A 21,504-nucleotide genomic window follows, 5' to 3' on the forward strand; every position below is an offset into this window, starting at 1 on the left:
CGCCGGGCCCCGCGCGTCAGTAGATGTACGTCAGTAGATGTAGAGATCGCCGGTGGCGGGGACGAGCACATGGTGCTTGTCGTTGTCGGGGTTGAGGTCCTCGGCGCCGCCGTTCCAGACGGTGGCGATGTCCACGGACAGCTCGGCGGGCTCGCCGGCCGTCCGCAGATCGAGCCGGAACTCGCTGTCCCGCCCGTCGGCCCGCAGCGCCGCGGACTGGCAGTACACGACCTGGTCCCCGCCCCACAGACAGCCGGCGGGCAGCTTCTGCCCGACGGCAAGCGGTTCGGAGAAGGCGAGCCTGGCCGTGGCGCCGGCCAGGTCCGACGGGCCGTGGTTGCCGGTCGACAGCCGTACGGAGAGCCGCCCGCCCCACAGGGAGACATGGCCGTGGTGCGCGACATCGGCCTCGGCCGGGACCTGCCGGGGCCCCTGCCCGGAGCCCTCGCCCATGCCCTCACCGGCGCCCTCACCGACGCGTTCGCCGGGGCCCGGGCCGGGGGCTTCCACGCCCGAGCCCGAACCAGCGCCCATCACCACGGCCATGGCCGCGGCGGACACCACCATCATCGTTCTGTGCATTACGCGCATAATCGGAAGATACCCCCATAACCTGTCCTACCTGACGAACCGTCAGCGTGGCGAGTCGCCCTCCGCTCCCATGGCGGCTCCCGCCGTCATGGCGGCCGCCGCCCTCGTGACAGGCTGATCACATGGTCGTAGCCCGCTCCGTCGCCCTCTTCGCCGTCGCCGCCCTCTTCGAGATCGGCGGCGCCTGGCTCGTCTGGCAGGGCGTACGCGAACACAAGGGCTGGATCTGGATCGGCGCCGGGGTCATCGCGCTCGGCCTGTACGGCTTCGTCGCCACCCTCCAGCCCGACGCCGAGTTCGGCCGCATCCTCGCCGCGTACGGCGGCGTCTTCGTCGCCGGTTCGATCGCCTGGGGCGTCGTCGCCGACGGCTACCGCCCGGACCGCTACGACATCATCGGCGCGCTCATCTGCCTCGCCGGCATGGCCGTGCTGATGTACGCCCCACGCGACCACTGAGCCGCACGGCCTGCCTATCCTGGCCGGAAGCCGATCAGCCGCCCATACGCGCGAGGAGCACGCCATGACCGTCGCCGGTAAGCCCACCGCCGTCGTCACCGGAGCCAGCAGCGGCATCGGAGCCGCCACCGCTCGCCAACTCGCCGCCGCCGGCTGTCACGTCGTCGTGACCGCCCGCCGCAAGGACCGCATCGAGGCGCTGGCCGCCGAGATCAACGCGGCCGGGCACTCGGCCACCGCCCATGTCCTCGACGTCACCGACCGCGCGGCCGTCGACGCCTTCGCCGCCGAACTCGGCCGCCTCCCGTCCGTCGACGTACTGGTCGCCAACGCGGGCGGCGCGCTCGGCGCCGACCCGGTCGCCAGCGGCGACCCGGACGACTGGCGCCGCATGTTCGAGACGAACGTCATCGGCACCCTCCACACCACCCAGGCGCTGCTTCCCGCCCTCACCGCGAGCGGCAACGGCACCGTCGTGATCCTCTCGTCGACCGCGGGATTCGCCACGTACGAGGGCGGTGGCGGCTACGTCGCGGCCAAGCACGCGGAACACGTCCTGGCCGAGACCCTCCGTCTGGAGATCGTGGGCACACCGGTCCGCGTCATCGAGGTGGCACCCGGCATGGTCAAGACGGAGGAGTTCGCCTCCACGCGCTTCCGCGGGGACACCGAGCGGGCCGCGAAGGTGTACGAGGGGGTCGCGGAGCCGCTCAGCGCGGAGGACGTCGCCGACACCATCACCTGGGCGGTCACCCGTCCCCACCACGTGAACATCGACCTGCTGGTGGTACGCCCCCGGGCGCAGGCGTCCAACACCAAGGTGCACAGGGAGCTCGGATGACCGGGGACGCCCGCCGCCCCGGAGAGGCGCACGGGCCCGGGGACGCCCGCCGGGACGCGGCCGTCCGCCGCGCGGGCGCGGCGCTGGAGACGTACACCCTCTCCGGGGACGGCTGGCGCCGCAGCCCCGGAGAGACGCTCAGCCGCGTCCTGGCGGACCTGATGCACTGGTCGGACGACACCCAGCGTGACTTCGACGAGGCGCTGTCACGGGCGCGCGACCTGTACGCGGCGGAACGGCGCGGCTGACGCGGTCCACCGCCACGGCCGCTCCCGGCGGCCCCTGCTCACAGGTTCCGGCTCACCGGCGCCGGCTCACCAGTGCGAGGGGCGCGCCAGCGAGTCCGGCAGCACGGTCGCGGCGTCGCCCCTCGCCGCGTCGAGCTGCGACTGCGTCAGGAAGAGGGCGCCGGTCAGATCGGCGCCCCGCAGGTCCGCGTCCCGGAAGTCGGCGCCGGTCAGATCGGCCGTCCGCAGGTCCGCGCCGCGCAGATCGGCGGCGACCAGGAGCGCACCCCGCAGATTCGCGCCCCGCAGGTCGGCGCCCCGCAGCCTGGCGCCCATCAGATCGGCGCCCCTGCGCTCCTTCGGCTTCCCCGGGACCCCGGCGCGTACGGCCTCGCCAGCACGCAGCAGCAACTCGCTGACACCCGCCCGGTGCCCGGCGACGTCCAGCTCCAGCAGGGTCCCGGGGTCGCTCGCGGCCAGCCGCTCGGTCGCGTCGAGTGCGGCGCGCAGCTCCTCGTGCAGGGCGCGGGCGGGGGCCATCTCCAGGGCCTCGGTCAGATACCGGAGCAGTTCGTGCAGCTGCCGCATGACCGGAAACACGGCGAACATCCGCCGCGCGGTCGCCGGGTCCTCGCGCCAGTCCCGCCCGCCGAAGGTGACCTGGGTGACCTGCTGGCCGGCGCCGAAGCAGTCGTACACCGTGCAGCCCCGGAAGCCCTTCTCCCGCAGCCTCGTGTGGATGCCGCAGCGCGAGTCGCCCCGCAGATTCACACACGGCTGCCCCGCCTTCTTACTGAGGGGGAAGTCCGCCGAGGCGGCGAAGGGCAGCGCGACGCAGCACAGTCCGGAGCAGTTCCCGCAGTCGGCGAGCAGGTGGGGTCGGTCGGTCACGAGGACGGTTCTCCAGGATCTGTCGGCGGCCGGGCTCCGTCCCCCGGCCGGGCTCCGCCGCCAGTGAACACCAGGACCCGGGCCGCCCGGCAACAACAATTCGTTTGCCCGCCCCCGACCCCGGTGGAACGCTCGCCGTCATGACCACGACTGTCCCCCGCGTCGACCTGCTGGTCCGCCAACTCGACATGGCCTGGGCGCTGTTCGAGTACTACCTCAGGGATCTGGACGACCGGGCCTGCCTCTGGGAACCGTCCCCGGACTGCTGGACGGTGCGCCCGGACGCCGAGGGCGACTGGGTGGCCGACTGGCAGGTCCCGGAGCCGGACCCGGTCCCCAGCACCTCCATCGGCTGGCTGACCTGGCACATCGGCTACTGGTGGACGACCACCCTCACCCACTGCTTCGGCCCGGGAGCCCCGCCCCGCGAGTCCGTCCACTGGCCGGGCAGCACGGAGGCCACGATCACCTGGCTGAACTCCCTGAAGGACTCCTGGCGCACGGAGCTGCTCCGGCTCACCGACGCCGACCTCGACTCGAAGTCCCGGACGGCGGGCCTGCCCTGGGGCGACGACGTGGAGCTGGTCCATGTGGCGAGCTGGCTCAACTTCGAACTGACGAAGAACGTCGCGGAGATCGGCCTCACCCACCGCACCTACCTGTCCGCACACCGCACCGCCCACCCGCACCGGCCCTGACACGCGTGTGGGGGCCGCCGCCCTGCGCGGCGCCCCCACATCCCCCGTACAGCCGCGGTCAGCCCTTCACACAGACCACCTGCTTGAGCTTCGCCACCACCTCGACCAGGTCCCGCTGCTGGTCGATGACCTTCTCGATCGGCTTGTACGCGCCCGGGATCTCGTCCACGACGCCGGAGTCCTTACGGCACTCCACGCCCCGCGTCTGGTCCGCCAGGTCCCGCACCGAGAACTTCCGGCGCGCGGCGTTGCGGCTCATCTTGCGGCCGGCTCCGTGGGAGGCCGAGTTGAAGGACGCCTTGTTGCCGAGGCCCTTCACGATGTACGAACCCGTGCCCATCGAGCCGGGGATGATCCCGTAGTCACCGCTGCCGGCGCGGATCGCGCCCTTCCGGGTGACCAGCAGGTCCATGCCGTCGTAGCGCTCCTCGGAGACGTAGTTGTGGTGGCAGGAGATGACGGGATCGAAGGTGACCTTCGCCTTCTTGAACTCCTTGCGGACGACGTTCTTGAAGAGGTCCATCATCACCGCGCGGTTGAAGCTCGCGTACTCCTGCGCCCAGAACAGGTCGTTCCGGTACGCCCGCATCTCCGGGGTGTCCGAGACGAAGACCGCGAGGTCGCGGTCGATCAGGTCCTGGTTGTGCGCGAGGCCCTGCGCCACGCCGATGTGGAAGTCCGCCAGTTCGTTGCCGATGTTCCGGGAGCCGGAGTGCAGCATCAACCAGACGGATCCCTCCGAATCGAGACAGAACTCGACGAAGTGGTTCCCGCCTCCGAGCGTTCCCATCTGCCGCACGGCCCGCTGCTGACGGAATTTGACCGCTTCGGCGATCCCGTCGAACCGCGTCCAGAAGTCGTCCCAGCCGGCGCCGACCGAGTCGGGCTCCACCAGGTCGTCGTGCATCCCCCGACCCACCGGGATCGCCTGCTCGATCCTGGAGCGCAGCCGCGACAGGTCACCCGGCAGGTCGTTCGACGTCAGGGACGTCCTGACCGCCGACATGCCGCAGCCGATGTCCACGCCCACCGCGGCGGGGCAGACCGCGCCCTGCATCGCGATGACCGAGCCGACCGTCGCGCCCTTGCCGAAGTGGACGTCCGGCATGACCGCGAGGCCCTTGATCCAGGGCAGCGTCGCCACGTTCCGCAGCTGCTGCATCGCCACGTCCTCGACCGACGCGGGGTCGGTCCACATACGGATGGGGACGTTCTCGCCCGGCACTTCCACGTACGACATAGTTCCTCGATCCCCCGAAAATCTTCCTGAAAGTCCGATACGGCAAAAACCGGAACCAGGAACGCCAAATCAGACAGCGAACCGGCATCCACGGCAATGCGTGAGGTACACATTGTCTCCACCGCACGCCATGCGGCGGCAAACGCTTTTCGCGTGAACTCGCCAGTTGTGCCGTACGTGGAACCAGCACGGCACCTGCGTAGTTCTCATCAGTACGACCGTTTAGAACTCATATCCACATCGCGTAGAAAGGAGCCCGGGACCGTGCAGCGAAAGGCGTACGCACCCGGCCTGGCGGCGCTGCTCGTGACTCTCGTCGCGGGTTGTACTTCCGGCACCGGTGGCGACGGCTCCGACATCGACGCCAAGGCCGGTGTCCCGACCACGACCACCGCGCCTCCGGGCAAGTACCGCACCCTGCGCGAGCCGTGCGGTTCCGTGGACCCCGCCACGCTGCGGGATCTGCTGCCGGGCGTCGCCCAGCTCCCCGAGGAGCAGCGGGAGAAGGCGTACAAGGGCACGGCGGCCGTGACGTACGACACCGACCGCCGCGTCGGGTGCGCGTGGACGGCGGACTCCCCGGACGCCTCGCACAATCTGGTGATCGACGTCGAGCGGGTCGTGTCCTACGACCCGGCGGTGAGCGACGCCGACAAGGCGCAGGAGGTCTACGCGAAGAAGGAGGACGGCGCCGCCCTGCCGCCTCCCGCCGCCGCGGGAAGCGAGAGCGCCGACGACGAGGGCCGTGACGGCACGGGCCCGTCCGGTTCGCCGTCCCCCGGCAAGACCGCCAACGCCGCGACGACGCCCCCCGGCCTCCAGCCCCGCCTGCTGGACGACCTCGGCGACGCGGCCTTCGTGGACGACGTCTACGCGGCGTCCGGTTCGGCCGCCAAGCGGCGTACGGTCAGCGTGGTCTTTCGCACATCGAATGTGGTCGTGACGGTGCGGTACGCGGAACAGCCGGCCCACTCGACGACGGTCCCCGACAGCAAGGAACTGCAGGAAAAGGCCCGGGGACTGGCCCGGAAGCTGGCCGACCAGCTGAACGACTAGGGGGTCCGGGCCGGGCGTCCGCCCGGCGCCGGGTCCGCCGCCCGGCCCCGCGGCCACGCCCCGGGCGGTTACCGTGGCCGATCGGACCGTACGACTACCGAGTGAAGGAACCATGCAGCGATCAGCCCCGCGACCCAGCCGCTCCCGCACCCGCACCCGTCTGCGCATGCTCGCCTGCGCGGCCGTCCCGGTCATGATCGTCGCCGCGGGCTGCTCCTCCGACTCGGGCTCGGACTCCGACGGCGCCAAGGACAAGCCGACCGCCTCGGCGTCGAAGGAAGCGGCAAAGGTCGCTCCCGCGAAGTTCACGTCCCTGCCGGCGGATCCCTGCAAGACGATCCCCGCGAAGACGACGGCGGACCTGGTGCCCAAGGCGAAGGACAAGTCGGGCTCGGCCGGCAAGTCGTCGGACATCACGACACGCGGCAGCTGCTCGTGGAACGGCCTGGACGACAACGGAGTCAAGGGCTCCCAGTACCGCTGGCTGGACATCTCCTTCATGCGGTACGACTCCGAGGAGGGCATCGGCTCGGGCCAGGACCGCGCCGCGGAGTACTACAAGAAGGAAGTCGCCAAGGCGCGCGCCACCGAGGGCGCGAAGGGGACGAAGGCCTCCCCGGCGGCGGACGTCGGCTCGGAGGCGACGGCAATCACATACAGCCTGTCGAAGACGGGCGAGACGTTCGGCTACGCGACGGTGGTGGCGCGCTCGGAGAACGTGGTCATCACGCTCACGTACAACGGCGCGGGTTACGCGGGCGCGAAGTCCCCGGCCGCGTCGGACCTGGTGAAGGGCGCGACGAAGGCGACGAAGGAAGCGGTGGCGGCCGTTCCGGCGGCGGCGAAGTAGACCGCTCCGGGGGCGCCCGGCGGCCGGCCGGGACCGCGCCCCCGCACCGTCCCGGTCCGGCCGGCGATTGACGACAAATACCCCACCACGCCGCCCCCGGGTCCCAACTCCCCGCCGTCGCAGGGCTCCCCGGGGCACAGCATCCGCACACATGTGCCAGGCTGTGCCCCGCCAGATGTCCAGGACGGGAGGGGCCACGAGTGGCCGCGATGCAGCTCACTCGCACGCACCGAATACTCATCGGCGTCGTCGTCGCCGGTGCGGTACTCATCGCCGCGATCGGCTTCGCGGGTTCGTACGCCGCCGTGCGCGACCTCGCCGAGAAGAAGGGCTTCGGGCAGTTCTCGATCGTCTTCCCGATCGGCATCGACGCGGGCATCTGCGTCCTGCTCGCGCTCGACCTTCTGCTGACCTGGATGCGGATCCCGTTCCCGCTCCTGCGGCAGACCGCCTGGCTGCTGACCGCCGCGACCATCGCCTTCAACGGCGCCGCGGCCTGGCCCGACCCGCTCGGCGTGGGCATGCACGCGGTGATCCCGGTCCTGTTCGTCGTCTCGGTCGAGGCGGCCCGGCACGCGGTCGGCCGCATCGCGGACATCACCGCCGACAAGCACATGGAGGGCGTCCGCCTCACCCGCTGGCTGCTCTCCCCCGTCCCGACGTTCAAGCTGTGGCGCCGGATGAAGCTGTGGGAGATCCGCAGTTACGAGGACATCATCCAGCTCGAACAGGACCGGCTCATCTACCAGGCCCGCCTCCAGGCGCGCTACGGCCGCAACTGGCGCCGCAAGGCGCCCATCGAGGCGATGATGCCGCTGCGGCTGGCGAAGTACGGCGTCCCGCTGGCGGACACCGGTCCGGCCGGTCTCGCGGCGGCGGGTATCGAACCGGCCCTGCTCCCGCCGGTCCGGGCGACCGCGATCGAGCCGGCCACCGCGCCCACCACCGCCACCGCGCCCGTGAGCGCGAGCGCGCCCGAACTCCCCCAGCCGCAGCAGGAGCGCGAGCTGACGGAGGAGGAGTGGATCCAGCTCCAGAAGGAGGAGCAGTGGGCGAGGGAGAACCAGCAGCGGGACATGGAGCCGCCCGCCGTCGACGAGAACCCCTGGTTCGCCGCGCCGCGCGCGCCCGAGGGCCCGTACCAGGGCTCGTACGACCCCGACTTCGACCCGCGGCAGTACGAGCGGCAGCAGTACGAGCAGGCCCAGCAGTACGAACAGTACGAGGCGGAGCGGTACGAGGCCGGACAGCCGGAGGCGGAGGTGCTCCGGCCCCAGCAGCAGAATGCCCAGCAGGCAGAGCAGACGCAGCAGTTCCCGCCCCGCCGGCCTCTCGGCCCGCGGCCCGCGGTCGAGTTCGAGCCCGGCTTCGAGCCGGAGCCCGTACCGGAGCCGGAGGAACTCCCCACCCCCTCGCTCCCCGAGGGCATGTCCCGTGAGGAGGCGTACTACAACGCCTTCCGGCGGTACGTCAGCGAGCGCCAGGCGCTGCCCAACACCCGCCAGCTGGCGGTCTACTTGCAGGACCTGTACGGGGTGACGGGCCGCACGGGCGGCCCGTTGAGCGAGAGTTCCATGCGTGGCTACGTGAAGGACTTCACGCGCCGCTACCAGGAGGAACTGGACGCCCAGGACTCCGAGCACATCGCGTAGCGCCGGTCCGCACCCTCGTGTGCTCCCGCGTCACGGCAGGGTGAGGACGCGCGGCCCGTCCTCGGTGACGGCGATGGTGTGCTCGACGTGCGCGGCGCGGCTGCCGTCGATCGTGCGCAGGGTCCAGCCGTCGGGATCGGTGCGGTACTCACTGCGCCCGCCGGCCATGAGCATGGGTTCGATGGCGAGGGTGAGGCCGTGCCGCAGCGGGAATCCCCGGCCGGGCCGTCCGTAGTTGGGAACGTGCGGGTCCTCGTGCATCTGCCGTCCGATGCCGTGGCCGCCGAAGTCGGTCGGCATGCCGCAGTCGACGGCGCGGGCGACGGTGCTGATGGCGTGGGCGATGTCGCCGATGCGGTTGCCGACGGTGGCGGCGGCGATCCCGGCCTCCAGAGCCCGTTCGGTGGCGGCGATCAGTTCGAGGTCGGCGGGGCGGGGCGTGCCGACGACGAAGCTGATCGCGGCGTCGCCGGTCCAGCCGTCCAGTTGGGCCCCGCAGTCGATGCTGACCAGGTCGCCGTCGCACAGACGGTAGTCGTCGGGGATGCCGTGCACGAGGGCGTCGTTGACGGAGGCGCAGATGACCGCCGGGAAGGGGGTGGGCGCGAAGGAGGGCCGGTAGCCGAGGAACGGTGAGCGGGCCCCGGCCTTGTTCAGGACGGTGTGGGCGGCCCGGTCGAGCTCGCGCAGGCTGACTCCCACGGCCGCCGCCTCGCGGGCGGCTTCGAGGGCCTGTCCCACGACGCGTCCGGCTTCACGCATCTTCTCCAGCGCCGTGTCGGTCTTGATCTCCACCATGTGCCATGACTCCTCGTAATGCGACACCAGCCAATACTTATACCGGTATTGGTATCACAGTCGGGGGCTCGCGACGCCCCACACCCGCACCACGAGCACCACGCGCGGCGCGACGGCCGGAGCGCCGGGCCGCCGGGCCGCCGACGACGGCGCGCACCGGAACCCGGCCGCCGTCACCGACCACGCGCCCGCGCGTCCGGACCACGGCACGGCGAAGGCCCCCGTCCGGTCAGTCGGACGAGGGCCTTCTCCGGCGACGTCGCGCTTCAGCCGCCCAGCAGCGTCCGCACCCGGTCCGCCCCGACCGCCAGCAGCAGCGTGGGCAGCCTCGGGCCGGTGTCCCGGCTCACCAGCAGGCGGTAGAGCACGGCGAAGAACGACCGCTGCGCGGCCTTCAGCTCCGGCGTCGGCTTGGCGTCGGGCGCCAGCCCCGCCAGCACCTTCGGCACGCCGTAGACGAGCGTCGTGAGCCCGTCCAGCGACCAGTGCGACTCCAGGTCGGCCAGCAGCAGCCGCAGCCCCTCACGGGTCTGCTCGTCCAGCGAGTCCAGCAACTCCCGGTCGGGCTCGCCCCGCACGACCGTCCGCGCCTCGGCCGGCACCTGGCTGGTGATCCAGTTCTCCGCCCTGTCCAGCCGGGGCCGCACCTCGTCCAGCGAGGTCAGCGGGTCGGCCGGGTCCAGCTCGCCCAGGATCCGCAGCGTCTGCTCCTCGGCGCCCGCCGTGATGTCCACGACGGAGGCCAGCGTGCGGTACGGCAGGGCGCGCGGCGTACGCGGCAGCTCACGGGCCGCCGTACGCGTGGCCCGCGAGTACGCCGCCGCGTCGGCCGCCTGCACCGACCCGTCCGCGATCTTGCGCTCCAAGGCGTCCCACTCGTCGTACAGCCGCTGGATCTCCTGGTCGAAGGCGATCTTGAAGGACTGGTTGGGCCTGCGACGGGCGTAGAGCCAGCGCAGCAGCGGCGCCTCCATGATCCGCAGCGCGTCCGCCGGGATCGGCACGCCTCCCTTGGATGACGACATCTTCGCCATCCCGGAGATCCCCACGAACGCGTACATCGGGCCGATCGGCTGCACACCGTCGAAGATCTCGCGCACGATCTGCCCGCCGACGACGAACGACGACCCGGGCGACGTGTGGTCGACACCCGACGGCTCGAAGACCACGCCCTCGTAAGCCCAGCGCATCGGCCAGTCGACCTTCCAGACCAGCTTGCCGCGGTCGAACTCGGAGAGCCGTACGGTCTCCTCGAACCCGCAGTCCTTACAGACGTAGGTCAGCTCGGTCGTCTCGTCGTCGTACGCCGTGACGGTCGTCAGGTCCTTGCCGCAGCCCTCGTTGCCGCAGTAGGGCTTGTACGGGAAGTACCCGGCCGATCCGGCGCCGTCGTCCTCGTCGGCGGCGCCCGATCCCTCGGCGGCCTCCAGCTCGGCCTCGTCGACCTTCTTCCGCTGCTGGGGGGCCTTCTTCTGCGGGCCGGCCGCCTTGTCCTTCGTGCGGTAGCGCCCGAGGATCGCGTCGATCTCGCCCCGGTGGCGCATCGCGTGCAGGATCTGCTCGCGGTAGGTCCCCGCCAGATACTTCTCGGTCTGGCTGATCCCGTCGTACTCGACCCCCAGCTCCGCCAGCGACTCGATCAGCTGCGCCTTGAAGTGCTCGGCCCAGTTCGGGTACGCGGACCCGGCCGGCGCGGGCACGGACGTCAGGGGCTTGCCGATGTGCTCGGCCCAGGACGCGTCCACCCCGGGGACCCCTGCCGGGACCTTGCGGTACCGGTCGTAGTCGTCCCACGAGATGAGGTGCCTGACCTCGTACCCCCGCCTGCGGATCTCGTCCGCGACGAGGTGCGGAGTCATGACCTCGCGCAGATTGCCGAGGTGGATGGGGCCGGAGGGGGAGATGCCGGACGCGACGACGACCGGTTTGCCAGGCGCACGTCGCTCCGACTCGGCGATGACATCGTCCGCGAAACGGGAGACCCAGTCGGTCTCGGTGCTCTGAGCCACGGTCGGTACGTCCTTCTTTCTCATACGCCCTGCGAATACGCCTGCGATAGCGGCGACAGCCATTGTCCCAGGCCCTTACGACAATGCGAAAACGACTTGTTCCCCCATGGGAGAATGGGGTCACCGACACCCCCTTCTACAGGAACGGCTCCCAGCCCATGGCCCCGGTCACTTCCCTCGCATCGAGCGTCGATCAGCGCATCGCGGACGCCCTCTCGGCAGCCCTGCCGGAGGCCGGTCCCGCGGACCCCCTGCTGCGACGTAGCGACCGGGCGGACTTCCAGGCCAACGGGATGCTGGCCCTGGCCAAGAAGCTGAAGGGCAATCCGCGCGAGCTGGCGGCGAAGGTCGTGGAGGCGCTGTCCACCGGCGATCTCGTCAGGGAGGCCGAGGTCTCGGGCCCCGGCTTCCTCAACATCACCGTCACGGACCGGGCCATCACCGAGACGCTGGCCGCCCGCGCCGCCGACGACCGCCTCGGGGTGCCGCGCGCCGCGGACCCGGGCACGACGGTCATCGACTACGCGCAGCCGAACGTCGCCAAGGAGATGCACGTCGGTCATCTGCGCTCCGCCGTGATCGGCGCCGCGATGGTCGAGATCCTGGAGTTCACCGGCGAGAACGTGATCAGGCGCCACCACATCGGCGACTGGGGCACGCAGTTCGGCATGCTCATCCAGTATCTGACCGAGCACCCGCACGAGTTGGACCACAGCGGATCGGAGACCGACTCCGGCGAGGAGGCGATGTCCAACCTGGGCCGCCTCTACAAGGCCGCCCGTACGGTCTTCGACGCCGACGAGGAGTTCAAGGCCCGCGCGCGCGACCGCGTCGTGGCCCTCCAGGCCGGTGACGCGGACACCCTCGCCCAGTGGCAGCGGTTCGTGGACGAGTCGAAGATCTACTTCCACTCGGTCTTCGACAAGCTCGACATGGAGATCCGCGACGAGGACGTCGTCGGTGAGTCCGGCTACAACGACATGCTCGAAGAGACCTGCCGCATCCTTGAGGAGACGGGCGTCGCCGTCCGCTCCGACGGCGCGCTGTGCGTCTTCTTCGACGACGTGAAGGGCCCGGACGGCAATCCGACTCCGCTCATCGTCAAGAAGAGCAACGGCGGTTACGGATACGCGGCCACGGACCTCTCCGCGATCCGCGACCGGGTGGGGAACCTGAAGGCGAACACCCTGCTGTACGTGGTGGACGCCCGCCAGTCGCTGCACTTCAAGATGGTCTTCGAGACCGCCCGCCGGGCCGGCTGGCTGAACGAGGACGTCAAGGCGGTCCAGCTCGCCTTCGGCACCGTCCTCGGCAAGGACGGCAAGCCGTTCAAGACCCGTGAGGGCGAGACGGTGCGGCTGGTGGACCTGCTGGACGAGGCCGTCGAGCGCGCGTCGGGGGTCGTCCGGGAGAAGGCGAAGGACCTCACGGAGGACGAGATCGTCGAGCGCGGCACCCAGGTGGGCATCGGCGCGGTGAAGTACGCCGACCTGTCGACCTCCGCCGCGCGGGACTACAAGTTCGACCTGGACCAGATGGTGTCGCTGCACGGCGACACGAGCGTCTACATCCAGTACGCCTACGCCCGCACCCGCTCGATCTTCGGCAAGGCCGGCGACCGCACCCCGGTGGCCCGCCCCGAACTCGAACTGGCCCCGGCGGAACGGGCACTGGGCCTGCACCTGGACCAGTTCGGCGAGGTCCTCGGCGAGGCGGCCTCCGCGTACGAGCCGCACAAGCTGACCGCGTACCTCTACCAACTGGCGTCACTGTTCACGACGTTCTACGACAAGTGCCCGGTCATCAAGCCGGCCCCGCCGCAGGAGACCGCCGAAAACCGCCTCTTCCTCTGCGACCTCACGGCCCGCACCCTCCACCAGGGCATGACCCTGCTCGGCATCCGTACCCCGGAACGGCTGTAGCGACGGCCGACCGCCACCGCCCTTAAGCGCCTGAAGGCCGGCCTCGGCGCGCCGCCGGTGAGACGGTGGGGCGCCGAGGGCAGCCCGGTCCACGCAACGTGGCACCCTGTCGGCCCGCTGCGCGCGGGGCCGGGCGGGGGAAGTTCCACAAGCTGAACTCCGTTGTCGGTGGGGGCCTTTAGTGTCTGCTGCATGGCGACGCTCCCCAACCCCCTGCCCGCCCTGGCCGCCGACCCCTCGGGCCGGTCGGCAGGGCTCCGACTGCCGCCCGGCAAGCTGGTCGACACGACCATCGACGGGACCTGGCACGAACCGCTCCTCTGGTACGCGGACGAGCCCGCGGGCCCCCGGGCATGGGCCGATCTGCTGTCCGCCCGCAGGACGGGGCTGCATCCGCTGCTCGTCCACGGCGGTCACCGCAAGGAGTGGCCGGAGGAGTGGGACCTGAGCCCGGACTCCGTGTCGTATCCGGGCGACCACGACACGGAGGACGTCCTCGCCGAGTCCTGGGAGCGTCTGTCGGAGGAGGAGTGGCCGGGCCTGGCGGCGGCCCCCCAGGAGTCGGCCGCCGACCCCGACGAGGAGGCGGCCGAGGTCGCGTCCATCCTCACCGACGACGGCAGTTGGATGCAGGGCGCGCGCGTGGCCCTGGTGCCCGCCCGCCGCAGCGCGGACATACCGGCCGCGATCGGCTGGTCGGGCCCGGTGAACCACGAGGACGACGTGGCGCGGCTCTGCGCGGTGCTGCGGTCGTGGGAGGACCGCTTCGGGATACGGGTGGTGGCGCTCACCTTCGACCAGCTGGTGGTCTCGGTGGCCGCCCCGCCGACGACCGCCGAGGAGGCCGAGGCGGTCGCGGCGGAGCACTTCGCGTTCTGCCCGGACAACATCAACCAGGGCCGGCACACCACCCTGCCCGCGTACGCCGCGCACCAGGTGCTGAACCAGCCCGCCTGGACGTTCTGGTGGGACTGAGGGCTGTCCCGTAACGCGGCGAACGTGCGTACCGGGGCACGCGACCCCGGCACGATCGGCCCGACACCCCGGGGCGCGTCCTCTGACGCGAAGGCGGCGCGGCGTCACGCCCGCCACGGTGCTGCCGCGCGGCGCGCCCCGGGACGCCGCCCCTCGTCCGCCCTCCCTCAGAGAGACAGCGCTTCCTACTCCCAGACACTCCGCACCCAATCACAGCCAACTGCGCTCATTGTCCTCGTTTTTCGCCCTTTTGGCGCATGACGAACCCTGCCGCCACCGCCGGATCGTATCGATTTTTCCATCGTTGACAGAAAGCGCTTTCCCACCCGTTGCCTTTTCCCCGGAGGCTCACCTTCACTGAGAGCGGCAGCCCGTCAGCCACTGGACCGCCGGCTGCCTCGGCCCTCAAGGAGGAAGGCCCATGCGGCCGTTCGTCGCACTCTTCTCAGCGCTGTTCCTGGTGCCGCTCATCCCGGGCCAGGCCGCCGCCGCCGAACCCCCCGACATACCACCCCAGGAACCGGGCGTGACCATGCGGGTGTTCGACGTGCAGGTGCCTCTCGACGACTTCTGCGCGCTCAAGCCCGGCCAGACGCCCAACATCGACCAGCTGAAGCCGACGATCGACTGGTCCACCCCGGCGGACTTCGGGCTGACCGACAACTTCGTCACCGAGGTCACCGGCTACCTCGACATCCCGGCGTCCGGCGAGCACGACTTCCGTATCACCAGCGACGACGGCTCCCGGCTGATCATCGACGGCACGGAGGTCATCGACAACGGCGGCACGCACGGCGCCGAGTCGAAGGACGGCTCGATCGAGCTGACCGAGGGGCTCCACCCGCTGCGCATCGACCACTGGGACGGCGCCTACGACCAGCGCCTCCTGCTGGAGTGGCAGCCGCCGGGCGCAACCGGCTTCTCGACCGTGCCCAGCTCCGCGCTGAGCACCGACGCCGACGTCACCCGGGTCACCTCACCGGGACGCAAGTCGTGCGAGGGCGTCGACGAGTCTCCGGGCGACGGCCTGCCGCTGGCCGGCGTGCACCCCGACTACACGCTGACGGACCTGCGTCCCGACGGCTTCGAGCCGCAGGTCACCGGCATGGACTGGCTGCCCGACGGCCGGATGGCCATCAGCACCTGGGGCGGCAGCAGGGAGAGCGAACTCGGGCAGGTGTACCTGCTGGACAACGTCACCGGCGCCACCGACCCCTCGAAGGTGACCAAGAAGCTGGTCGCCGAGAACCTGCTGGAACCGATGGGTCTCAAGTACGTCGACGGCACCATCTACGTGTCCGAGAAGGACGGCCTGACCGCGCTGGTCGACAAGGACGGTGACGAGGTCACCGACGAGTACCGGAAGATCGCGACCTGGCCGTTCGGCGGCAACTACCACGAGTTCGCGTTCGGCCTGCTGTACGAGAAGGGGCACTTCTACGTCAGCACGGGCATCGCCATGGTCCCCGGTGGCGCGACCAGGGACCCGCAGCTCGTACCCAACCGCGGCAGCACCCTGAAGATCAACAAGGCCACCGGCAAGGTGTCCTACGTGGCCGGTGGGCTGCGTACACCGAACGGCCTCGGCTGGGGCCCGGAGGGCGACATCTTCGTCACCGACAACCAGGGCGCGTACCTGCCGACGTCGAAGCTGGTGCGCATCAAGCAGGGCGCCTTCTACAACCACCACACGAACCCCGACGGCGTGTACGACAGCCAGCCGGTGACCGAGCCGGTGCTCTGGCTGCCGCACGGCGAGATCTCCAACTCGCCGAGCAACCCCCTCCTCCTGCCCAAGGGCCCGTTCGCCGGCCAGATGGTGTTCGGTGACGTGACCTACGGCGGCCTGCAACGGGCGTATCTGGAGAAGGTCGGCGGCGAGTACCAGGGCGCGGTCTTCCGTATGACGCAGGGGCTGGAGGCCGGGGTCAGCCGGATCAGCCTCGGCCCGGACGGGGCGATCTACGCGGGCGGCATCGGCGACTCGGGCAACTGGGGCCAGCAGGGCAAGCTCAAGCACGGCCTTCAGAAGCTCTCGCTCACCGGCGACGACGCGTTCGACATGCGCGCCATGCGCGCGGTCGACGGCGGGTTCACGATCGAGTACACCCAGCCGCTGTCCGAGGAGACCGCGAAGGACCTGGCGGCGAAGTACAAGGCCGAACAGTGGCGTTACGTGGCGACCCCGAGGTACGGCGGCCCGAAGGTGGACGAGGAGACCCTCGACGTCACCTCGGCGACGCTCTCCGCGGACCGAAAGACCGTCACGCTGAAGATGGACGGCCTGCGGGCCGGCCGGGTGGTGCACATACAGTCCCCGCGCCCCTTCGACGCCGAGTCCGGTGCCGAACTGTGGAGCACCGAGGCGTGGTACACCCTCAACAAGCTCTCCGACGGCTCCGGGCCGCCGCCGGTGTACGAGGCGGAGTCGGCCTCGCTGGACGGCGGGACCGGGTTCAACGACAACCACTCCGGTTACTCAGGCGCGGGGTTCATCGACCGCAACTGGGAGCCGGGCGCCCGCACCACGTTCGCCGTCCGGGCCGACAAGGCCGGCCGGCACGACCTCGCGCTGCGGTACGCGAGCGGGATGAACTCGGACCCGCAACCCGTCCCCCGCTCGATGAGCGTCTACGTCAACGGCGAGCGCTGGAAACAGATCTGGCTCGACAGCACGCGCACCTGGAACACCTGGGCGACCCACGTCGAGTCGGTGCCGCTGCGCAAGGGCGCGAACACCGTCGCCTATGTCTACGAGTCCGAGGACGACGGCCATGTGAACCTCGACAATCTGACCGTCACCCCGACGAAGCGCGTCAGCCTCTTCGACGGGACGAACCTCGACGCCTGGGAGGCGACCGCCGGGGGTCCGGCGAAGTGGCCGGTGGCGAACGGCTCGATGGAGTCGCTCGGCGGGGACATCCGTACGAAGGAGAAGTTCGGCGACTTCCGGATGCACGCCGAGTGGTACCAGCCGGACTACCCGCCGGAGGTGACCGGACAGGCCCGGGGCAACAGCGGGGTCTACATCCAGGAGCGCTACGAGATGCAGGTGCTGGAGTCGTTCGGGGTCACCACCCCCCGTAACGACGACGCCGGCTCGATCTACCGGCAGAAGGCACCGGACGTCAACGCGGCCACGGCCCCGGGCACTTGGCAGAGCTACGACATCGAGTTCCGGGCGGCCCGCTTCGACAGGGACGGCACCAAGGTGGAGAACGCCCGCGTGACGCTCCGCTGGAACGGCAAGCTGGTGCACAAGAACGTCAGCATCGCCGGCACCACGGGTGCGGGCCGGCCCGAGGGCCCGGCGCCGGGCCACATCAAGTTGCAGGACCACGGGGACCCCGGCGACAACCCGAGGTTCCGCGACATCTGGATCGAACGGCTCTGAACAACCCCGCCCCGCAACGCTGGTGGCGGACCGTCCCACTCGTGGTGACGGCTCCGCCACCTGCGCGCCGGGCCTCAGCCGCGCGGGCGGCCCTCGCCGCGGACGTCGGGCCTCCACCGTCGCGCCGACTGCGCCGGTGAGGTGAATACCGCACCGACACACACCGTCAGCCGTGACCTCCGCGCCCGTTCTGCGCCATAGACAGACCGGACCGTGAGGACTACGACGAGCAGACGGGCTGCCACCTGAGATGAAAGCCACACACACCTTGACCGTCCTGGGCGCGGCGGTGCTGGGCGCCGTGCTTCCCGCCACCGGCGCAGCCGCCGACGAGACCCACACGAACTCCCACAACGGGGGCTTCACACTGCTCTCGATCGGCCAGATCGACGACCCGGCCGAGGACGTCCTGGAACACGCGACCGTGCTGGGCGAGACGCACATGACCGAGGGCGCCGAGGCCCCGGACGCACCGGAAGCCCCGGAGACCGCCGAAGCGCCCGAGGCAGCCGATACCGCTCGGCTTCCGGTCCGACACGTCAGACGATGACGGGCACGGTCCCGGACGGGTCGGTGGACCAGTTGGTCACCGCACCGGACACCGCGGACCCCGCCCGGCGGGCGGACGGCGCCACTTTGAAGGCACGGCTCAAGGGCTGTCCCGTGATCCCCGGTGGATCAGCGCGCGGCGTCGGATGCGGTGCGTCGCAGGGCGGAGGGTCGTCCTCGTACTGGGCGTATTCGGGCGATCCGACAACGCCGGCGAGGCGCCGTAGCCGTCGTCGCGCGCCCGCCGGGGATTACGGGACAGCCCTGAGCGCCCGCACGCCGAACCACTGCTCGGCCCCGTACTCCTCGAAGCGCTCCACCTCGACGAAGCCGAGCTTCGCCGCGAGGCGCATCGAGGGGACGTTGGCGGTCCGGGTGCAGAGAACCACCGGCTCGCCGGGGAGCGCGCCGGCGAACCAGTCGAGTGCCGCCGCGCACGCCTCGGCGGCGTATCCGCGGCCCCACGCCCCCGGCAGGAACATGTAGCCGAGTTCGGCCTCCCCGGCCTCCGGAAGAACGTGCCCCGGACGCTCCGCGTCGCGCCGTTCGATCGTGACCGTGCCGATCATCGTCCCGTCGAGATCGACCACGAAGAGGCCGGGGCGGCGTCCGGGCACCGCGGGCACCGCGCGTTCGAGTTCGTCCCGCGGCCGGGCCCCGCCGAGGTGGGTACGCACCTCCGGGGAGGCGAACAGTTCGACGAACGCGTCACGGTCGCGGGCCCCGGACTCGCGGAGCAGGAGCCGTTCGGTCCTGATCGGGGCCGGCGGCCAGGCGACGGGACCGAGTGCGGTCATGGATGGGACTCCCTAAGGGTACTGGTCCGGGTCGTTCACGGCCGCCGGTTCCCACTTCGAGTCGCCCCCGAGCGGGTAGTCGAACGACGGCCTCCCCTGCGCCCCGCTCGTACGGAACGGCTTGCCGTTGTCGTCGATACGGACCGTGCCCTCGCGGCCGCCGCTGGACCACTCCAGCTCCAGGTACCAACTGACGTAGCGGGCCGAGGCTTTCGCGGTGATGTGGAAGACCTCCGGGTCGGACTCGCTCACCTTGTAGGGGAAGTCCCGCTGCCCGCCCTGGGGTTCGACGCCGGGGCGCCCCGCGTCCAGGTCGACGGTGAACGCCCTGGTCGTGACACCGCCGCCGCAGCCGACACCCGTGCCGAAGTCGTTCCAGGCGAGCGGCGCCCCGCTGCCTACCACGCGCACGTGCAGGTCGTTGAGCACGACGGTCTCGCTCCCGGTGCCCTGGAGGGCCAGTTCGATGAACTGGCTGCCGCTGGAGACCGCGCCGAGCGCGGCCACCCAGCCGGGCGCGTCCGGCTCGGTGGGGGGCGGCGGGACCCTGGACGCGGGGCGGTCGACGAGATAGCGCTGGGTGCACGGGTCCTCGAAGGCGTACGGCCGGGTGTTCACGGTCACCGGCACTCCGCCGACCGGGCCCGTCCCTTTCCCGTCGTCACCGCCGGCGGCCTCCTCCTCCGCGCTCTCGCGGTCGGAGGGACCGGCCTTCGGCGAGGGCGACTCGTCCGGGGAAGGCGATCCGGAGGGCCGGACGGACGGCTCGGGCGACCCGGACCCACCGCCGTCCGCGACACCGGACGCGGTGGGTGAACGGTCGGTCGACGGATCGTTCAGCGGGCCGAGGACAAGAGCGGGGACGGCGACGGCCACGACGACCGCCGCGGCGGCCAGGGTGATGTACAGGCGCTTCCCGCGTCCCCGGGCGGACGTGTCACCCCCGCCCTCGGGCCGGTTCGGATGCGGTGTCACGGCGTCGGTCGACGGGTCGGACGCGGAAGGCTCGACGGGCTCGGCCGCCCCGGAAGGCTCGGCGGACTCGGCCGGCGCGGCGGACTCAGCGGGCTCGGCGGACCCGCCACCCGAATCGGCGCCTTCAGCGGTCTCGGGCGCCCGGACCTCCTCGGCAGCGACCGCCACCGGGCCCGCCGCCCTCGACCGCCGCCGCGCCTCGTCCGCGAGGATCCACCGCCGGTGCAGCTCCACGAACTCCTCGCCCGTCGCACCGCACAGCCGGCCGAACCGCTCCGCCGCCGAGAAGTCGGCCGGCACGGCGTCGCCGTTGCAGTAGCGGTGCAGGGTGGACGTACTGACGTGGAGCTTCGCGGCGAGCACCCCGTAGCTGCGTCCCGAGCGCTCCTTCAGTTCGCTGAGCAGTTCCGCGAAAGCCCTGGCCTCGGTCGTCGCCACGCGCAGTCTCCCCCTCCACATCGGTACGCCACGGTCCGCGGCCGTTCCAGGAACGCGTCCCAGGGAGACAACGTTCCCGCAGGTCACAGGCGTCTCAGCGTTCCAGCTTCCCTCATTGTCCCTTGCTGATTGCGGGCAGTTCCAGCCGCCCCGCAGGGTGATCCCAGCAGCCGCCGGACCGAGGAGGAGCAATCCGAACCCGCATCCGCGAGGGCCTCGTGGACGGCGTCGCCGTCTGCGTGGTGATCGCCTGCACGAGCGTCCTGATCGTGCTCATCAACCGCACCTGACCGCCTTACTCGAACGGGAGACCCAGACTCATGCGCAACCGCCGAATCCGCTCCGCCGCCAGCGCCGCCACCACCGCTCTCCTGGCCGCGCTCGCCCTCACCGCCTGCCAGCCGTCGGACGCGGCCGGGGCCGACCCGAAGCCCGACTCCAAAGCCGCGGCGGCGTCGACGGCCACGGACGAGCCGGACTCCGGGGCGGCCGACGAGCAGCAGCCGCCCGCCGACCGGAACGCGGACGGCGACGACGACAGCGGCAACACGAAGGACGGTGGCAACGCCGGGGACAAGAGCGGCGCCAAGAACGGCAGCACCGGCAAGGGCTCCGACGCCCAGGGCAACGCCCGCACCACCTGCACCGGCTCCAACACCAAGGTCACCGTCACCGATGTCGCCCGGCCGATCAACCACCTGCTGGTGACCGCGACCAACACCGGCGACCGGAACTGCGACGCCTACCACGCGCCCCTGCTCGGCTTCGACGACGCCCAGTCCGTCACCCGGATCAACGAGGACAGCAAGCCGCAGGCGGTCGTCACCCTGGCGCCCGGCGAGACGGCCTACGCCTCGATCGCGCTCGGCGGCGTCGACGGCGCCGAGACCACCCCGGCGTACAAGCTCAGCGTCCACTTCGCGGGCCGCGACAACGAGGGGTCGGTCGGCTCCGCCGCGAACCTCACCCTCCCGGAGGGGACGACGATCTCCGACAGCACGTCGGTCTCCTACTGGCAGTCGACGATGGCCGACGCCCTGGTCTGGTAACCGCTCCGGTCACGGGGGGGGGGGGGGGGGGGGGGGGGGGGCCCCCGTGGGCCCGTATGGGAGGGGGAGCCCCGCGCCGGCCCGCTTTGTTCCC

Annotated in this window: 18 protein-coding genes and 1 pseudogene; 12 read left to right on the forward strand and 7 right to left on the reverse strand. The window is 71.1% G+C overall.

Annotated elements, in window-relative coordinates; all coding sequences use genetic code 11:
• Positions 1–30: 30 nt before the first annotated feature.
• A complete protein-coding gene (locus ACZ61E_RS24185) occupies positions 31–582 on the reverse strand; it encodes a hypothetical protein (RefSeq protein ID WP_469701944.1) in 552 nt (183 codons plus the stop codon).
• A 131-nt stretch (positions 583–713) separates the two neighbouring features.
• Between ACZ61E_RS24185 and ACZ61E_RS24190 the strand changes: the two genes are divergently transcribed.
• The 3 genes from ACZ61E_RS24190 (at position 714) to ACZ61E_RS24200 (ending at position 2,138) form a co-directional block, all read left to right on the forward strand.
• Positions 714–1,049 (forward strand): YnfA family protein, encoded by a 336-nt coding sequence (locus ACZ61E_RS24190; protein WP_078075678.1) that lies wholly within the window; start codon positions 714–716, stop codon positions 1,047–1,049.
• A 64-nt stretch (positions 1,050–1,113) separates the two neighbouring features.
• Entirely contained in the window at positions 1,114–1,890 is a 777-nt protein-coding gene (locus ACZ61E_RS24195) for an SDR family NAD(P)-dependent oxidoreductase (RefSeq protein WP_469701945.1), read from the forward strand.
• Positions 1,887–2,138: a hypothetical protein gene (locus ACZ61E_RS24200; protein WP_469701946.1), complete on the forward strand. Its 252-nt coding sequence runs from the start codon at positions 1,887–1,889 to the stop codon at positions 2,136–2,138. Before ACZ61E_RS24195 ends, ACZ61E_RS24200 begins: the two co-directional genes overlap by 4 nt.
• 66 nt (positions 2,139–2,204) lie before the next feature.
• On the opposite strand, the gene ACZ61E_RS24205 is transcribed toward ACZ61E_RS24200, so the two are convergent.
• The gene (locus ACZ61E_RS24205; RefSeq protein WP_469701947.1) at positions 2,205–3,008 is read right to left on the reverse strand and encodes a pentapeptide repeat-containing protein; all 804 of its coding nucleotides are present in this window, start codon (positions 3,006–3,008) and stop codon (positions 2,205–2,207) included.
• A gap of 140 nt (positions 3,009–3,148) precedes the next feature.
• Here ACZ61E_RS24205 and ACZ61E_RS24210 point away from each other — a divergent pair, with 140 nt between their 5' ends.
• A complete protein-coding gene (locus ACZ61E_RS24210) occupies positions 3,149–3,706 on the forward strand; it encodes a DinB family protein (RefSeq protein ID WP_469701948.1) in 558 nt (185 codons plus the stop codon).
• Between the two features lie 58 nt (positions 3,707–3,764).
• Here ACZ61E_RS24210 and ACZ61E_RS24215 read toward each other — a convergent pair whose 3' ends face one another.
• Positions 3,765–4,946, reverse strand: coding sequence for an RtcB family protein (locus ACZ61E_RS24215; protein ID WP_469701949.1), 1,182 nt, complete (start codon positions 4,944–4,946; stop codon positions 3,765–3,767).
• A 264-nt stretch (positions 4,947–5,210) separates the two neighbouring features.
• On the opposite strand from ACZ61E_RS24215, the gene ACZ61E_RS24220 reads away from it, so the two are divergent.
• The 3 genes from ACZ61E_RS24220 to ACZ61E_RS24230 all read left to right on the forward strand — a co-directional run bounded on the left by ACZ61E_RS24220 (position 5,211) and on the right by ACZ61E_RS24230 (position 8,504).
• Entirely contained in the window at positions 5,211–6,002 is a 792-nt protein-coding gene (locus ACZ61E_RS24220) for a DUF3558 domain-containing protein (RefSeq protein WP_469701950.1), read from the forward strand.
• A gap of 112 nt (positions 6,003–6,114) precedes the next feature.
• Positions 6,115–6,852 carry a DUF3558 domain-containing protein gene (locus ACZ61E_RS24225; RefSeq protein ID WP_469701951.1) on the forward strand — a complete coding sequence of 246 codons (738 nt, stop codon included), beginning with the start codon at positions 6,115–6,117 and terminating at the stop codon, positions 6,850–6,852.
• 200 nt (positions 6,853–7,052) lie between these two features.
• Complete coding sequence (locus ACZ61E_RS24230) at positions 7,053–8,504, forward strand: DUF2637 domain-containing protein (RefSeq protein ID WP_469701952.1); 1,452 nt, start codon at positions 7,053–7,055, stop codon at positions 8,502–8,504.
• 30 nt (positions 8,505–8,534) lie between these two features.
• On the opposite strand, the gene map is transcribed toward ACZ61E_RS24230, so the two are convergent.
• Together map and lysS are read right to left on the reverse strand one after the other, a co-directional pair.
• On the reverse strand, positions 8,535–9,302 hold the full coding sequence (gene map / locus ACZ61E_RS24235; protein ID WP_469701953.1) for a type I methionyl aminopeptidase: 768 nt from the start codon (positions 9,300–9,302) through the stop codon (positions 8,535–8,537).
• Between the two features lie 266 nt (positions 9,303–9,568).
• On the reverse strand, positions 9,569–11,335 hold the full coding sequence (lysS, locus tag ACZ61E_RS24240; RefSeq protein WP_469701954.1) for a lysine--tRNA ligase: 1,767 nt from the start codon (positions 11,333–11,335) through the stop codon (positions 9,569–9,571).
• 134 nt (positions 11,336–11,469) lie between these two features.
• Between lysS and argS the strand changes: the two genes are divergently transcribed.
• The 4 genes and pseudogenes from argS to ACZ61E_RS24260 all read left to right on the forward strand — a co-directional run.
• The gene (gene argS, locus ACZ61E_RS24245; RefSeq protein WP_469701955.1) at positions 11,470–13,233 is read left to right on the forward strand and encodes an arginine--tRNA ligase; all 1,764 of its coding nucleotides are present in this window, start codon (positions 11,470–11,472) and stop codon (positions 13,231–13,233) included.
• Between the two features lie 192 nt (positions 13,234–13,425).
• A complete protein-coding gene (locus ACZ61E_RS24250) occupies positions 13,426–14,208 on the forward strand; it encodes a DUF4253 domain-containing protein (RefSeq protein ID WP_469701956.1) in 783 nt (260 codons plus the stop codon).
• 421 nt (positions 14,209–14,629) lie between these two features.
• Positions 14,630–17,602 carry a 3-keto-alpha-glucoside-1,2-lyase-like domain-containing protein gene (locus ACZ61E_RS24255; RefSeq protein ID WP_469701957.1) on the forward strand — a complete coding sequence of 991 codons (2,973 nt, stop codon included), beginning with the start codon at positions 14,630–14,632 and terminating at the stop codon, positions 17,600–17,602.
• A 250-nt stretch (positions 17,603–17,852) separates the two neighbouring features.
• Positions 17,853–18,041: pseudogene (locus ACZ61E_RS24260) on the forward strand (hypothetical protein); the annotation flags it as partial.
• A 361-nt stretch (positions 18,042–18,402) separates the two neighbouring features.
• Here the strand turns inward: ACZ61E_RS24260 and ACZ61E_RS24265 are convergent.
• Positions 18,403–18,948, reverse strand: a complete 546-nt coding sequence (locus ACZ61E_RS24265; protein WP_469701958.1) for a GNAT family N-acetyltransferase — start codon at positions 18,946–18,948, stop codon at positions 18,403–18,405.
• Between the two features lie 12 nt (positions 18,949–18,960).
• Positions 18,961–20,361, reverse strand: a complete 1,401-nt coding sequence (locus ACZ61E_RS24270; RefSeq protein ID WP_469701959.1) for a helix-turn-helix domain-containing protein — start codon at positions 20,359–20,361, stop codon at positions 18,961–18,963.
• A 320-nt stretch (positions 20,362–20,681) separates the two neighbouring features.
• Here ACZ61E_RS24270 and ACZ61E_RS24275 point away from each other — a divergent pair, with 320 nt between their 5' ends.
• Positions 20,682–21,410, forward strand: coding sequence for a DUF4232 domain-containing protein (locus ACZ61E_RS24275; protein WP_469701960.1), 729 nt, complete (start codon positions 20,682–20,684; stop codon positions 21,408–21,410).
• The last annotated feature ends 94 nt before the right edge of the window (positions 21,411–21,504 follow it).

The organism is Streptomyces sp. NPDC104581, from assembly GCF_055583685.1.

Coding starts and splice junctions, on each gene's coding strand:
- lysS (WP_469701954.1), bottom strand. CDS start 11,335: ATGAGAAAGAAGGACGTACCGACCGTGGCTCAGAGCACCGAGACCGAC.
- ACZ61E_RS24215 (WP_469701949.1), bottom strand. CDS start 4,946: ATGTCGTACGTGGAAGTGCCGGGCGAGAACGTCCCCATCCGTATGTGG.
- ACZ61E_RS24200 (WP_469701946.1), top strand. CDS start 1,887: ATGACCGGGGACGCCCGCCGCCCCGGAGAGGCGCACGGGCCCGGGGAC.
- ACZ61E_RS24185 (WP_469701944.1), bottom strand. CDS start 582: ATGCACAGAACGATGATGGTGGTGTCCGCCGCGGCCATGGCCGTGGTG.
- ACZ61E_RS24250 (WP_469701956.1), top strand. CDS start 13,426: ATGGCGACGCTCCCCAACCCCCTGCCCGCCCTGGCCGCCGACCCCTCG.
- ACZ61E_RS24265 (WP_469701958.1), bottom strand. CDS start 18,948: ATGACCGCACTCGGTCCCGTCGCCTGGCCGCCGGCCCCGATCAGGACC.
- ACZ61E_RS24190 (WP_078075678.1), top strand. CDS start 714: ATGGTCGTAGCCCGCTCCGTCGCCCTCTTCGCCGTCGCCGCCCTCTTC.
- ACZ61E_RS24210 (WP_469701948.1), top strand. CDS start 3,149: ATGACCACGACTGTCCCCCGCGTCGACCTGCTGGTCCGCCAACTCGAC.
- map (WP_469701953.1), bottom strand. CDS start 9,302: ATGGTGGAGATCAAGACCGACACGGCGCTGGAGAAGATGCGTGAAGCC.
- ACZ61E_RS24255 (WP_469701957.1), top strand. CDS start 14,630: ATGCGGCCGTTCGTCGCACTCTTCTCAGCGCTGTTCCTGGTGCCGCTC.
- ACZ61E_RS24225 (WP_469701951.1), top strand. CDS start 6,115: ATGCAGCGATCAGCCCCGCGACCCAGCCGCTCCCGCACCCGCACCCGT.
- ACZ61E_RS24275 (WP_469701960.1), top strand. CDS start 20,682: ATGCGCAACCGCCGAATCCGCTCCGCCGCCAGCGCCGCCACCACCGCT.
- argS (WP_469701955.1), top strand. CDS start 11,470: ATGGCCCCGGTCACTTCCCTCGCATCGAGCGTCGATCAGCGCATCGCG.
- ACZ61E_RS24195 (WP_469701945.1), top strand. CDS start 1,114: ATGACCGTCGCCGGTAAGCCCACCGCCGTCGTCACCGGAGCCAGCAGC.